The following is a 12,844-nucleotide window of genomic DNA, read 5'->3' as shown; positions in this document are numbered from 1 at the left end:
CAACCGTGGCAATCGAGGTATCGCCATGTGATACCGTGCGTCGCACCCGCCACGACGATGCGCCCATGCTCGAACGCGAACGTCTGCTCGCTGCGCTGAAGCAACTGCTGAAGGAGCGCGGTTGGCGCTATGCCGATCTGGCCGCCGCGGTCGGCGTGTCCGAGCCGACGATCAAGCGCATCCTCTCGACCGGGCGCATGGATCTGGACCGGCTGGAGCGCATCTGCGAGGTCCTGGAGATCGATTTCTTCGAACTGGCGCGCGCGGCCAGCGGCACCCGACAATCGCGGCGCCTGCTCAGCCTGCGCCAGGAGCAGGCGCTGGCCGATGCGCCGCGGCTGATGATGGTCTTCCACCTGTTGTGCCAGGGCTGGCGCAGCGAGGCGATCGCCACCGACTACGGGATGACGCATGCCGAGCTGGTGCAGTTGCTGGCGCGCCTGGACCGGGTCGGCCTGATCGAGCTGCTGCCGGGCGACCGCACGCGCCTGCGGGTGGCGCGCGACTTTTCCTGGCGCGACGACGGTCCGGTGCGGGCGCGTTACCTGGGGGCCGCCAGCCGGGAGTTCATGCAGGACGCGTTCGATGCACAGCAGGCGCTGCTGGCGCTGGAGGTTCGCGAACTGGGCGATGCGTCGATCGCCGCGTTGCGGCGCAAGCTGGAACGGCTGGTGGTCGAATTCCGCGAGGCGGCGGACGTGGATGTCAGCCTGCCGCACGAACGCCGGCGCAGCGTCGGCATGCTGGTGGCGATGCGGCCGTGGGTGTTCTCGCTGGCCGACAGCCTGCGCGTGGCCGACACGCCCGTCGCCGCCACGCCGGTGCGCGGCGGTCGTCGGCGCGCCAGGGCGACGTAGCGCGTTTGTCGCCTGTGCCGGCGTTGTATACGCAGGCGCGGTCTTGCAGTTCCCGGCCCACGCCGGACCCATGAATCAGCGAATCGGCCTGCTGCGCTATCGGCGACGCGGGCTGCGCCATGCGGCCGGCACTCGCGCCGGCCGGTTGCGACACCGCGGCAGCCTAGATGCCAGCCGCCGTATCAATCGCCGCAATGCGCCCGCGCAGCGAATTGCTCAACGCCTCGGTGATCGCCACATCGACGAACTGGCCGATCAGGCGCGGATCGCCGGGGAAGTTCACCGAGCGCATGTTCTCGGTCTTGCCGGTCAGTTCGGCCGGGTTCTTCTTCGACGGGCCTTCGACCAGCACCGTCTGCACGCTGCCGACCATGCCTTGCGAGATCTGCAGCGAGTGCGCGTTGATGTGCGCCTGCAGCCGCGCCAGGCGCGCGTGCTTGACCGCATCGGGCGTGTCGTCTTCCAGATCGGCCGCTGGCGTGCCGGGGCGCCGCGAATAGATGAAGGAGAAGCTCTGGTCGAAGCCCACGTCCTCGATCAGCTTCATGGTCTTGTCGAAGTCGGCGTCGGTCTCGCCGGGGAAGCCGACGATGAAGTCCGAGCTGATTGAGATGTCCGGGCGCACCGCGCGCAGCTTGCGGATCTTCTGCTTGAACTCCAGCGCGGTGTAGCCGCGCTTCATCGCGCTGAGGATGCGGTCGCTGCCGGCCTGCACCGGCAGATGCAGGTAGTTGGCCAGCTGCGGCACGTCGCGGTAGGCGTCGACCAGCGAATCGCTGAACTCCAGCGGGTGCGAGGTGGTGAAGCGGATGCGGCCGATGCCGTCGATCTGCGCGATGCTGCGGATCAGCAGGCCCAGGTCGGCGTACTGCGGCTGCTCGCCGGCCTCGGCATCGGCGTACGGCCCGCGGTAGGCGTTGACGTTCTGGCCGAGCAGGTTGATCTCGCGCACGCCCTGCGCGGCCAGCTGCGCCACTTCCACCAGCACGTCCTCGAACGGGCGGCTGATCTCCTCGCCGCGGGTGTAGGGCACCACGCAGAACGAGCAGTACTTGGAGCAGCCCTCCATGATCGATACGAACGCCGACGGCCCTTCGGCGCGCGGTTCCGGCAGGCGGTCGAACTTCTCGACCTCGGGGAAGCTGATGTCCACCTGCGACTTGCCCGATTCGCGCCGCGCGCGGATCAGCTCCGGCAGGCGGTGTAGGGTCTGCGGGCCGAACACCAGGTCCACGTACGGCGCGCGCTTGACGATCGCCTCGCCCTCCTGCGAGGCCACGCAGCCGCCGACGCCGATGATCACCGGCTTGCCGCCGGCCTTGAGCGCCTTCCAGCGGCCGAGCTGGCTGAACACCTTCTCCTGCGCCTTCTCGCGGATCGAGCAGGTGTTGACCAGCACCACGTCGGCTTCTTCGGGGTTGTCGGTCAGCTCCAGGCCCTCGGCGGCGGCGAGCACGTCGGCCATCTTGGCCGAGTCGTACTCGTTCATCTGGCAACCGTGGGTCTTGATGTACAGCTTGCCGCGCACCGGCAAGGCAGCGGTCGGCGTGCCGGCGGAGGGCAGGGGATGCAGGGCGGTCCCGGTCATGGCGCTTAATCCAGGCGGGTGGAAAGGGAAGCCGGCTAGTCTACCCGCGCCGGCTGCCCCGCGCAGGCGGCTCAGGCCTCGGCGGCCGCGTCGATCGCCTGCGCGCGCTGTACCGCCGGCCGCGCCGCCATGCGTTCGACATAGGCGCGGGTCGGCGCCGGCGGGTCCATCAGGCCGAAGCCGATCATCCAGCCCAGCGCGCTGCCCCACAGCACGTCGGCCGCGGTGCAGCGCTCGCCGAGCAGGTAGTCGCCGCGCGCCAGCTGGTCGTCGACCACGCCCATCACCGTGTCGCAGTCGGCGTAGGGCGACAGCATCCGCGGCGGCGCCTCGCGCTTGAGCGCGCGGTCGAGCACCGCCGGCTCGAACGCCGAGCCGTAGAACGCCAGCCAGCGCAGGTAGGGGCCGCGGCGCGGATCGCCCATCGCCGGGGCCAGCCCGGCCTCGGGGTACAGGTCCGCCAGGTACTGGTAGATCGCCACCTGTTCGGTGATCGGCGACCCCAGGTGCACGATCGCCGGGACCTTGCCCATCGGGTTGATCGCCAGGTATTCCGGCGCCAGTTGCTCGCCCTTCTGCAGGTCCAGGCGTTCGATCGCATAGTCGGCGCCCAGTTCCTCGAGCAGGATCAGCACGCCCTTGGAGCGCGATTTGGGGTTGTGGTACAGGGTGACGCGACGGTCGGCGGTGGGCATGTCGGGCTCCTTGGCGGTGAGCGCTCATGCTAGGCCGTATTGCGGACGGATCGTGTCCGCAATACGGTGGCGCGATGGCTTCCCCCGCGTCCCGCATGCTGCGCCTGATCGCCCTGTTGCAGACCCGCCGGGTCTGGCCGGGCGCCGAGCTGGCCGAGCGCCTGGGCGTGGACCGGCGCAGCCTGCGCCGCGACGTCGAGCGCCTGCGCGGCCTGGGCTATCCGGTGCGCGCCTCGTCCGGCGTCGGCGGCGGCTACCAACTGGCGGCCGGCGCGCAGATGCTGCCGCTGCTGTTCGAAGAGGACGAGGCGGTGGCGGTCGCGGTGGCGCTGCGCGCGGCCGCGGCGAGCATGAGTGGGCTGGAGGATACGGCGCTGCGGGTGCTGGCCAAGCTGGATCCGCTGTTGCCGGCGCGGGTGCGGCAGCGCGCCGGCGCGCTGCATGCGGTGACCGTGTCGCTGGGGCACGACCTCGCGGTGCCGGACTCCCGCCTGCTGATCGGCATCGCCGGCGCTTGCCGCGACCGGCGCCTGCTCGGGTTCGGCTACCGCGACCACCAGGGCCAGGCCAGCCAGCGCTGCGTCGAGCCGCTGCGCCTGATCAACTACGGGCGCCGCTGGTACCTGCTGGGTTGGGACCGCGACCGGGCCGACTGGCGCACGTTCCGGGTCGACCGCATCGACGCGCCGCTGCATCTCGGCGAGACGGTCGCGGCGCGGCTGCCGCCGCGCGATCCGGCGACGATGGTGCGCGAGGCGATCAGCTTCGCGCCGTTCCCGGTGCAGCTGCGGGTGCGCCTGCGCGGCGATCCGGCCGAGCTGGCCGCGCGCATCCCGCCGTGGTGCGGAGTGCTGGAGGTGGGCGAGGACGGCGATTGCCGGCTGGCGATGGGCGCCGAGTCGCCGGCCTGGCTGGCGGCGGAACTGCTGACGCTGGGGGTTCCGTTCGAACTGATCGACGGGCAGGCGCTCCGGCCGGCGCTGCTGGCGGCGTTGCGCGACGCGGCGGCCTGCATCGGCGAGGAGGCGCCATGACGGGGCGCGGCGCGCTGCCGTCGATGCGGGCGCCGGCGAGGCGGGCGGGCAGAGTGACCAGTCCGGCGCGGCGCGACGTGGGTGGTCCGCGACTTCGGTGCCGGCCGCGGCGACATGCATACGGGGCGGCTGCAGCCTTGATCGGTGAAGGGCTCGGCACAGGGCGGCGGTATCGGCCGTGCGGCATCGGGCACCCCCGTCCCGCTGCCGGCCGGGCTTCGGCGAACGGGTCGCCGATCCCGGTAGCGGCGGCACGCACTTGGCAAGTGCCGGCGAAGTTGGGACACTCGCCGCCATGAAGGGGATGGTGGGGCTTCTGGGGCTGGCAATCGTCACGCTGTCGGCTACGCCGGCCAGCGCCGGCACCCTATACAAGTGCGTCGGCGGCGATGGCGTGCCCAGCTACGTCAGCAAGCGCGTGGCCGGCGCCAGCTGCAGCGTGGTCAGCCGTTACGTGCCCGATCGCCGTGCCGTGCGCGCTGCGCCTGCGCCTGCCGCGGCGTCCGTTTCCGCCGAGCGCGCGCCCAGCCGTGGCGTCATCGCCCTGGCCACGCCGCAGTCCGGCGGCCCGGCCACCATCATCAGCACCCCGGTCGCGGCACCGGCGGCGGTCGCCGCCAGTGTGGCGCCGACGCGGGTGGCGCCCGTGCCTGCGGGCAATGGCGCCGCGCCGCGGCGGGTGGTCAGCGGTCAGGTCTATTCCTATATGAAGGACGGCGTGCGCCACTACACCAGCGCGCGGCCGACCCAGGTCGCCAGTCTCGGCGCGGTGCGCACCATCCACTACAGCTTCATCGAGACCTGCTACGCCTGCGCCAATCCCGGGCTCAACTTCGGCGCGGTGCGGTTGAACACCACCGCCTACCAGAGCGAGATCGCCGCCGCCGCGCGCGAGTACGGGGTCGACGAGGCGGTGGTGCGCGCGATCATCCATGCCGAGTCGGCGTACAACCCGATGGCGCTGAGCCGCGCCGGCGCGCAGGGCCTGATGCAGCTGATGCCGCCGACCGCGCGCCGCTTCGGGGTCAGCGATTCGTTCGATGCGGCGCAGAACATCCGCGGCGGCGTGCAGTACCTGGCCTGGCTGTTGAAGCGCTTCAACGGCAACCTGACCCTGGCTGCCGCCGGCTACAACGCCGGCGAGGGCGCGGTGGACAAGCATGGCGGGGTGCCGCCGTACAGCGAGACGCAGCGCTACGTGCAGCGCGTCGGCTTGCTGGCCGACCGCTACCGCGGCGTGCTGGCGACGGCGCATTGAGTCATTCCGTTGCCTGCGCGACGATGCATTGTCTGCGCGTTGACGGTTCCGCTACACTGCAGTGGATTTTATGCGGCTCGACCCCCACCGAGCCGCTGGCAGCCTCACGCTACCCAATCAAAAATCGGAGTGCCGGATGGCCAACGATGGGGTCAACGATTCTGTAAATGCAGGACGCCGCCGCTTTCTCACCGCCACTACGGCGGTGGTGGGCGCGGTTGGAGCAGGTTTCGTCGCGGTTCCTTTCATCAAGTCGTGGAACCCCAGCGCCAAGGCCAAACTGGCCGGCGCGCCGGTCACCGCGGACATCAGTGCGTTGCAGGAAGGCCAGCGCCTGATCCTGGAGTGGCGCGGTCAGCCGATCTGGATCGTCAAGCGCTCCAAGGCGATCCTGGATGCGCTGCCGACGCTGGATGGGCGGCTCAAGGACCCCAAGTCCGAGGTCACCGACCAGCAGCCGGCCTACATCAAGGGCGAGGGCCGTTCGATCAAGCCCGATATCTCGGTGCTGGTCGGGCTGTGCACGCACCTGGGCTGCTCGCCGGAGATGGTCGCCGAGATCCGCCCCGAGCCCTACGATCCGGAATGGAAGGGCGGCTATTTCTGTCCCTGCCACAAGTCGCGCTTCGACATGGCCGGGCGCGTGTTCCAGGGCGTGCCGGCGCCGATCAACCTGCTGGTACCCCCGCATCACTACCAGGACGACAACACGCTGATCATCGGCGTCGATCCGAGTGCGTCCGCGAAGGGGGCCGCCTAAGCCATGGCTGACAATATCCTTACCCGCACCGCGGGCAACGTGTTCGGCTGGGTCAACGAGCGCGCGCCGGGGCTGATGCCGTTCTACCGCAAGCACGTCAGCGAGTACTACGCGCCGAAGAACTTCAACATCTGGTACTACTTCGGTTCGCTGGCGATGGTGGTGCTGGTCAACCAGATCGTCACCGGCATCTTCCTGACGATGCACTACAAGACCAGCGCGGCCGAGGCGTTCAACTCGGTCGAGTACATCATGCGCGACGTCGAGTGGGGCTGGCTGATCCGCTACATGCACTCCACCGGCGCCTCGCTGTTCTTCATCGTGGTGTACCTGCACATGTTCCGCGGCCTGCTCTACGGCAGCTACAAGAAGCCGCGCGAGCTGGTGTGGATCCTGGGCATGCTGATCTACCTGGTGCTGATGGCCGAAGCGTTCATGGGCTACGTGCTGCCGTGGGGGCAGATGTCGTTCTGGGGCGCCAAGGTGATCATCTCGCTGTTCGGCGCGATCCCGGTGATCGGCAACGGCCTGACCGAGTGGATCATGGGCGACTACCTGCCCTCCGACGCCACCCTCAACCGCTTCTTCGCGCTGCACGTGATCGCGCTGCCGCTGGTGTTGCTGTTGCTGGTGGTGCTGCACCTGGGCGCGCTGCACGAGGTCGGTTCCAACAATCCCGACGGCGTGGACATCAAGAAGGGCCCCAAGGGCAACCGCTGGGATCCGAACAAGCCGGCCGATGGCATTCCGTTCCACCCGTACTACACGGTCAAGGACATGGTCGGGGTCGGCTTCCTGCTGATGATCGGCGCCTTCATCATCTTCTTCGTGCCTGCGTTCGGCGGCCTGTTCCTGGAGCACGACAACTTCACTGAGGCCAACCGCCTGGTCACGCCCGAGCACATCAAGCCGGTGTGGTACTACACGCCGTACTACGCGATGTTGCGGGTGGTACCGAACAAGCTCGGCGGCGTGCTGGTGATGTTCTCGGCGATCGCGATCCTGTTCCTGGTGCCGTGGCTGGACCGCGCCAAGGTCAAGTCGATCCGCTACCGCGGCTGGATCTCCAAGGTGATGCTGGGCGTGCTCGCCGTGTGCTTCGTCTGGCTCGGGGTGATCGGGTCCGGTCCCGGCACCGAGGCCAGCGAGACCTACATCGGGCGCGTGCTGACCGTGCTTTATTTCGGATTCTTCCTGACCATGCCGATCTGGACCACGTTGGACCGGACCAAGCCGGTGCCGGAGCGGGTGACCACCCATGACTAAGCCCATGATCGCCGTGCTGGCCTGCTTCGCAACCGTCTCGCTGCTGTCCGCAATGAGCTACCTGCTGCCGGTGGGGCAGATCGTGTTCTGGGGCAAGCAGGCGATCGTCTCCCTGTTCGCTGCGGCAACGGGGGGCTCGCTATGAGCAAGCGCCTGATCGCCGTCCTGGCCTGCTTCGCATCCGCCCTGTTGTTGTCCGTCTCGGCGATGGCTGCCGAGGGCGGCGCCACCCAGCAGGCCGGCAACGACCTCGGCGACCGCGCCTCGCTGCAGCGCGGCGCCAAGCTGTTCATGAACTACTGCTCCGGCTGCCATTCGCTGAAGTACCTGCGTTATTCGCGCATGGCCGAGGACCTGGGCCTGAGCGAGGACGAGGTGATGGCCAACCTCAACTTCACCGGCGCCAAGGTCGGCGAGCACATCGAGGCGGCGATGCCGCACGATGCGGCGACCAAGTGGTTCGGCAAGGCGCCGCCGGACCTGAGCCTGATCGCGCGCGTGCGCGGCACCGACTGGGTCTACACCTACCTCAAGTCGTTCTACCTGGACCAGTCGCGTCCGCTGGGCTGGAACAACAAGCTGTTCGCCAATGCCTCGATGCCCAATCCGCTCTGGGAGCTGCAGGGGCTGCAGCAGCCGGTCTACGGCAAGGCCGAGCAACCGGGCGTGGACAAGCCGGTGGAGCGGCTGCAGCTGGGCACGCCGGGCAAGCAAACCCCGGCGCAGTTCGACCAGACGGTCCGCGACATCAGCAATTTCCTCGAATACGCCGGCGAACCGGCGGCGCTGAAGCGGCAGAGCCTGGGCGTGTGGGTGGTGCTGTTCCTGGCGCTGCTGACCTTCCTGGCCTATCTGCTGAAGACGGAATACTGGAAGGACGTGCACTGAGCGCCGTCGTCGGCCTCGCGCCGGCGCCGGCTGCATCGTAGCTGACCCGATCCCCTGTTCATCCTATTGGCTTTTGCCAGCGAGGGTTGCACACTCAGGGGCCGTGATGACCGTCAGCAAGGTGTTGGCGGCATCGATGCGGCCGGCGGATTCCGGTCGTCGGAGAGCCTTGAATGGCGGCGAGTTTGCGCATGCGAAATACCCTGACGTTGTTTTCTTCCACGGATGACGTGCTGTGCCACCGCGTGCGTCTGGTGCTCGCCGCAAAGGGCGTGACCTACGATTTCGTGGCGGTGGATCCGCAGAATCCCCCGGAAGACCTGATCGACCTCAATCCCTACCATTCGGTGCCGACCCTGGTGGAGCGCGAGCTGGTGCTGTACGCCGCTTCCGTGGTCAGCGAATACCTGGACGAGCGCTATCCGCATCCGCCGCTGATGCCGGTCGATCCGCTGTCGCGCGCGCGCCTGCGCCTGGCCATGCTGCGCATCGAGCACGACTGGGTGCCGCAGGTGCAGGCGATCCAGCTTGGCAACAAGGCCCAGGCCGAAGCCGGGCGCAAGCGGCTCAAGGAGCTGCTGACCGCCTCGGTGCCGCTGTTCAAGGCCAGCAAGTTCTTCCTCAACCCGGAAATGAGCCTGGCCGACTGCGCGATGGCGCCGATCATCTGGCGCCTGCAGGCGCTGGACATTCCGCTGCCCAAGGACGGCAAGGCGATCGAGGACTACGGCAACCGCATCTTCCGCAATCCCGGTTTCATCCGCAGCCTGACGGACCAGGAAAAGAAACTGCGCGACCTGCCGGCCTGATTTCCGGCCGCGCGTGGCGCATCCGGTGTTTCCTGAGTTGCGCCGGCGCCTTCGCGTGCTGGCGCGTAGAATTGGCGCATGACCGACGATATTTCCCGCATGACCAGCCATCGCCCGTACCTGCTGCGGGCGCTGGTGGAGTGGATCAACGACAACGGCATGACGCCGCACATCCTGGTGGATGCGGGCCTGCCGAACGTGCAGGTGCCGCAGAGCGCGGTCAAGGACGGCAGGGTGGTGCTCAATATCGCCGAGCGTGCGGTGGTGCGCCTGCAGATCGACAACGACGGGGTCAGCTTCACCGCGCGCTTCGGCGGCGTCAGCTATCCGGTGCAGGTGCCGATGGCCGCGGTGCTGGCGGTGTACGCGCGCGAGACCGGGCAGGGCATGGCGCTGCCGGACGACATCCACGGCGCCACCGAGCCGCCGGGCGACGACACGCCGCCGCCGCGTCCCAGCGGCTCCGACGACAGCGCCGGCGGCAAGCGTCCGCACCTGCGCGTGGTCAAGTAAGGCGATTTGCGGCCGGCGTCCGTGCGCATCGCGCGGACGCGAGTGCGGCTGCAGCGCGATTGTTCGCTACTGCGCCACTCGGTCACTGCTTCGCCAGCAGAACGCGGTTCGCCCTTGTCTGACAAAGCACCGTAGGAGCGCTTCAGGCGCGATCAGATGCTGGCGCGCTGCCACGCGGACGATCCCCGCAATACAACGCCCTTTGAGCAGATGGCCTTCGCGCAGAGACCCTGCCAGGCCTCACTCGAGCGGCGGACGCCCTTCGTGCAGCGCCGTGACCGTGGCCACCGATGGCCCGGTGAAGGCGATCAGCTGGTCGCCGAGCAACACCAGGCGGCCGCTGTGGCGATCGACGCCATCGTAGGAATAATCGAAGCGGAAGGTCCGTTCGAAGCCCAGCCAGCCGTTGGGCAGGCGCCGCAGGCGCAGGCCGGTGCCGTGCACGCTCTGGTCCAGCCACTGCACATTGGCGGCCTTGCAGGCATTGCGGCCGAGGCTCTCGGCACGTTCGGCGGCAGCGCGCGACGCGTTCCAGAACGCGAACACCGCGGCGCCGGCAATCATCAACAGGATCAGGCTGGGCATGGCGTCACTGTAGCGAGCGGGCGGGTGCGGCGGCAATGCTGGGTTGGGGAGTCGGGACTCGGGACTCGGGACTGGGGATTCGGGATTCGGGATTTCGGGCCGCGGCCGGGATTCGAGAGCGGGACGCGGATTGCGGACGGAGAGTTTTCGTGTGCGGCTGGTGGCTTCTTGTGGGAGCGACTTCAGTCGCGACGCGCCTCACCGACAAAGCCCGCTGCGACTGATGGCTTGAGACGAACCGTCATGGATCCTGGAAGCCGCAAGCAGTCGATAAAACGCTAGCGCCCCGGCAGCGGTTCGGTCGTTTGCGGTTGCGGCACGGGCGTCGCCGGCGCAGCCGCCGGCGTGGCTGGCGCAGTGCCGGATGCAGCCGGTGGCACCATCGGCGCAGCGGCCGGCAGCGGGACCTGCGGCGCGACCGGATCCACTGCAGGAACCACGCCCGGCGTCACCGGCGGCAGCAACTGCGCCTGCGGTTGCAGCTGCAGCAGCGCCGCCCAGTCCTGGCGGTTGAAGTCGCACAGTTCCTCGCGGCCGGGCGTGCATTCCAGGCCGGCGCCGTCGTCGCCGACCTGGTCCTGCGCCAGCGGCGCTTCCAACTGCAGGCGCCCGGCGCGGTCCAGCGGCAGCTTGCGCATGGTCACCGCGTTGAGCACGTTGCCGCCGATCAGGTACAGCGTGTGGTCGCCGCCGACGTTGGCCGCGACCACGACGTCGCAATGCGATTCCCACGGCAGCGCGCCGCCGCGCGCCAGCGCCTCACGCAGCCCGGCCGCACCCAGCGGCTGTTTGCGCCCGCGCAGGAAGCACAGCAGGTCGCCCGGCGCTGGCTTGTCCTGCTGCGGATCGGCATAGCGGTACGGCAGGCCGTTGGCGCCGCCCTGGTAGGCGGCGCGGATGTAGTCGATGTGCCGCACCGAGGTGTGGAAGCCGCTGACGCCGGCGCGCACCATCACATACGACACGAACGCCGCCGACCATGGGTTGTCGACGATGAACGCGCGGCAGTCGGTTTGCCGGTAGCGCGAGCCGTCCAGCTGCTGGCAGCTGGCGGCGCCGTCGCTGCCGCCCATCGCGCCCAGCGTGCCGCTGTCGCGCCAGTAGGCGGCCACGCGCTGCCAGGCTTCGATGCCGTGGTCGGCGAGGTAGCCGCGTTCGGCCTCGGTCACGCGCAGCCCGGCGAGGCGGCCTTCGCCATCGATGAACGGCCGCCACCACAGGCGATGCTCGTTGCAGGCGGTGCGCACGATGGCCACGGCGGTCGCGGTCAGGCCGTAGCGCGGCGGCAGGTCGCACACCTCCGCGGCGGCCGCGCGGCCGGCGGGAAACAGGGCGGCGGCACACAACGCGGCACACAACAACGCGAACCTGGAACGGGCCATCGACAACTCGGTGAATAGGGGGAGATGTGCAGCGTCGCAGAGCGGTGTGGCCGCGGCCGTGAAGTCAGTGCGGCGGCGGTCCCAGCTTCAGCGACAGATCCACCGCCTGCACGTGCTTGGTCAGCGCGCCGATGGAGATGCAGTCCACGCCGTCGGCGGCGATCGCGCGCACGCCGTCCAGGTCGACGCCGCCGGAGACTTCCAGCGGGATCGCGCGATTGAACGGTGCGGCTGAGGCGATCGCCACCGCCTCGCGGCGCTGTGCGGCGTCGAAATCGTCGATCAGGATGCGGTCGCAGCCGACCGTCAGCGCTTCGCGCAGCTGCGCCAGCGTTTCCACCTCGACCACCAGCGGCAGCGCCGGCCACTGCGCACGCGCGGCATGTACCGCCGTGGTCAGCGAGCCGGCGGCGCGGATGTGGTTTTCCTTCAACATCACCGTGTCGTACAGCCCGAAGCGGTGGTTGCTGCCGCCGCCGCAGCGCACCGCGTACTTCTGCGCCAGGCGCAGGCCGGGGAGGGTCTTGCGGGTGTCGAGGATGCGCGCGCCGGTGCCGGCGACCGCGGCCACGTAGGCGGCGGTGGCGGTGGCGGTGGCGGACAGGGTCTGCAGGAAGTTCAGCGAGGCGCGCTCGGCGCTGACCAGCGCGCGGCTGCGCCCGTGCAGCAGGGCCAGCACCGTGCCGGCGGCGACGCGCTCGCCCTCGGCGATGCGCCAGTCGATCCGCACCTGCGGGTCGAGCGCGCGGTGGCAGGCGTCGAACCAGGGCCGGCCGGCGATCACCGCGTCCTGCTTGCACAGCAGATAGGCGCTGTCGGCGCGGTCCGGCAGCAGCGCGGCGGTGACGTCGCCGCTGCCCAGGTCCTCGGCCAGCGCGCGCGCCACGTCGGCGTCGATCGATGCCTGTGCCGGCGCCTGCGGCGGCGCCACGTCGCCGCTCATTTGCCGGGGAAGTCGGCGAGCTGGGCGGTGCCGATCGCTTCTTCGGCCAGCAGCACCGGGATGCCGTCGTCGACGCGGAACACCTGCTTGCGGTCGCGGGTGATCAGCGCCTCGCGCAGCGCTTGCGCCTGCGGGCTGCCGTCGGCGCGCTGCACGGTGCCGGCGGCGATGGCGCGGTTCAGCGCCTCCAGGCCGCGCGCATCCAGCAGGGCCAGCGGTTGGCGGGTGTCGGGCGAGCACAGCAGGTCGAGCAGTTTGCGGTCCAT

15 protein-coding genes are annotated in these 12,844 nt (G+C 69.4%); 9 read left to right on the top strand and 6 right to left on the bottom strand.

The window, feature by feature from the left end:
- The first annotated feature begins 65 nt into the window (after positions 1-65).
- The gene (locus NUG20_RS13360; protein WP_263394948.1) at positions 66-857 is read left to right on the top strand and encodes a helix-turn-helix domain-containing protein; all 792 of its coding nucleotides are present in this window, start codon (positions 66-68) and stop codon (positions 855-857) included.
- Positions 858-1,020: 163 nt separating this feature from the next.
- Here the strand turns inward: NUG20_RS13360 and miaB are convergent, their stop codons facing one another.
- Together miaB and NUG20_RS13350 are read right to left on the bottom strand one after the other, a co-directional pair.
- A complete protein-coding gene (gene miaB, locus NUG20_RS13355; protein WP_263394947.1) occupies positions 1,021-2,445 on the bottom strand; it encodes a tRNA (N6-isopentenyl adenosine(37)-C2)-methylthiotransferase MiaB in 1,425 nt (474 codons plus the stop codon).
- 71 nt (positions 2,446-2,516) lie between these two features.
- On the bottom strand, positions 2,517-3,140 hold the full coding sequence (locus tag NUG20_RS13350; RefSeq protein WP_263394946.1) for a glutathione S-transferase family protein: 624 nt from the start codon (positions 3,138-3,140) through the stop codon (positions 2,517-2,519).
- Positions 3,141-3,214: 74 nt separating this feature from the next.
- On the opposite strand from NUG20_RS13350, the gene NUG20_RS13345 reads away from it, so the two are divergent.
- From NUG20_RS13345 to NUG20_RS13310, 8 genes are all read left to right on the top strand, one after another.
- Positions 3,215-4,174: a helix-turn-helix transcriptional regulator gene (locus NUG20_RS13345; protein ID WP_263394944.1), complete on the top strand. Its 960-nt coding sequence runs from the start codon at positions 3,215-3,217 to the stop codon at positions 4,172-4,174.
- A 295-nt stretch (positions 4,175-4,469) separates the two neighbouring features.
- Complete coding sequence (locus NUG20_RS13340) at positions 4,470-5,432, top strand: lytic transglycosylase domain-containing protein (protein WP_263394943.1); 963 nt, start codon at positions 4,470-4,472, stop codon at positions 5,430-5,432.
- Between the two features lie 136 nt (positions 5,433-5,568).
- Positions 5,569-6,192, top strand: a complete 624-nt coding sequence (gene petA / locus NUG20_RS13335) for a ubiquinol-cytochrome c reductase iron-sulfur subunit (protein WP_263394942.1) — start codon at positions 5,569-5,571, stop codon at positions 6,190-6,192.
- A gap of 3 nt (positions 6,193-6,195) precedes the next feature.
- Positions 6,196-7,458, top strand: a complete 1,263-nt coding sequence (locus NUG20_RS13330) for a cytochrome b (protein ID WP_263394941.1) — start codon at positions 6,196-6,198, stop codon at positions 7,456-7,458.
- A 4-nt stretch (positions 7,459-7,462) separates the two neighbouring features.
- Positions 7,463-7,603, top strand: coding sequence for a hypothetical protein (locus tag NUG20_RS13325; protein ID WP_263394940.1), 141 nt, complete (start codon positions 7,463-7,465; stop codon positions 7,601-7,603).
- The gene (locus tag NUG20_RS13320; protein WP_263394939.1) at positions 7,600-8,346 is read left to right on the top strand and encodes a cytochrome c1; all 747 of its coding nucleotides are present in this window, start codon (positions 7,600-7,602) and stop codon (positions 8,344-8,346) included. The genes NUG20_RS13325 and NUG20_RS13320 overlap by 4 nt, the downstream gene beginning before the upstream one ends.
- A 173-nt stretch (positions 8,347-8,519) precedes the next feature.
- Positions 8,520-9,155: a glutathione S-transferase N-terminal domain-containing protein gene (locus tag NUG20_RS13315; RefSeq protein WP_010342124.1), complete on the top strand. Its 636-nt coding sequence runs from the start codon at positions 8,520-8,522 to the stop codon at positions 9,153-9,155.
- Between the two features lie 78 nt (positions 9,156-9,233).
- Complete coding sequence (locus tag NUG20_RS13310; RefSeq protein WP_263394938.1) at positions 9,234-9,668, top strand: ClpXP protease specificity-enhancing factor; 435 nt, start codon at positions 9,234-9,236, stop codon at positions 9,666-9,668.
- Positions 9,669-9,908: 240 nt separating this feature from the next.
- On the opposite strand, the gene NUG20_RS13305 is transcribed toward NUG20_RS13310, so the two are convergent.
- The 4 genes from NUG20_RS13305 to NUG20_RS13290 form a co-directional block, all read right to left on the bottom strand.
- Positions 9,909-10,253, bottom strand: coding sequence for a DUF3301 domain-containing protein (locus NUG20_RS13305; protein ID WP_263394937.1), 345 nt, complete (start codon positions 10,251-10,253; stop codon positions 9,909-9,911).
- A gap of 278 nt (positions 10,254-10,531) precedes the next feature.
- Positions 10,532-11,635, bottom strand: coding sequence for a DUF2272 domain-containing protein (locus NUG20_RS13300; protein ID WP_263394936.1), 1,104 nt, complete (start codon positions 11,633-11,635; stop codon positions 10,532-10,534).
- Positions 11,636-11,699: 64 nt separating this feature from the next.
- Positions 11,700-12,578 carry a carboxylating nicotinate-nucleotide diphosphorylase gene (nadC, locus tag NUG20_RS13295; protein ID WP_263394935.1) on the bottom strand — a complete coding sequence of 293 codons (879 nt, stop codon included), beginning with the start codon at positions 12,576-12,578 and terminating at the stop codon, positions 11,700-11,702.
- Positions 12,575-12,844 (bottom strand): Trm112 family protein, encoded by a 270-nt coding sequence (locus NUG20_RS13290; protein ID WP_263394934.1) that lies wholly within the window; start codon positions 12,842-12,844, stop codon positions 12,575-12,577. The genes nadC and NUG20_RS13290 overlap by 4 nt, the downstream gene beginning before the upstream one ends.

Origin of the sequence: Xanthomonas sp. CFBP 8443, from assembly GCF_025666195.1 — a bacterium.
In the GTDB taxonomy this organism is placed as follows: Bacteria; Pseudomonadota; Gammaproteobacteria; order Xanthomonadales; family Xanthomonadaceae; genus Xanthomonas_A.
Note: the sequence above shows the minus strand (reverse complement) of the source record. Positions and strands in the feature narration are given on the sequence as shown.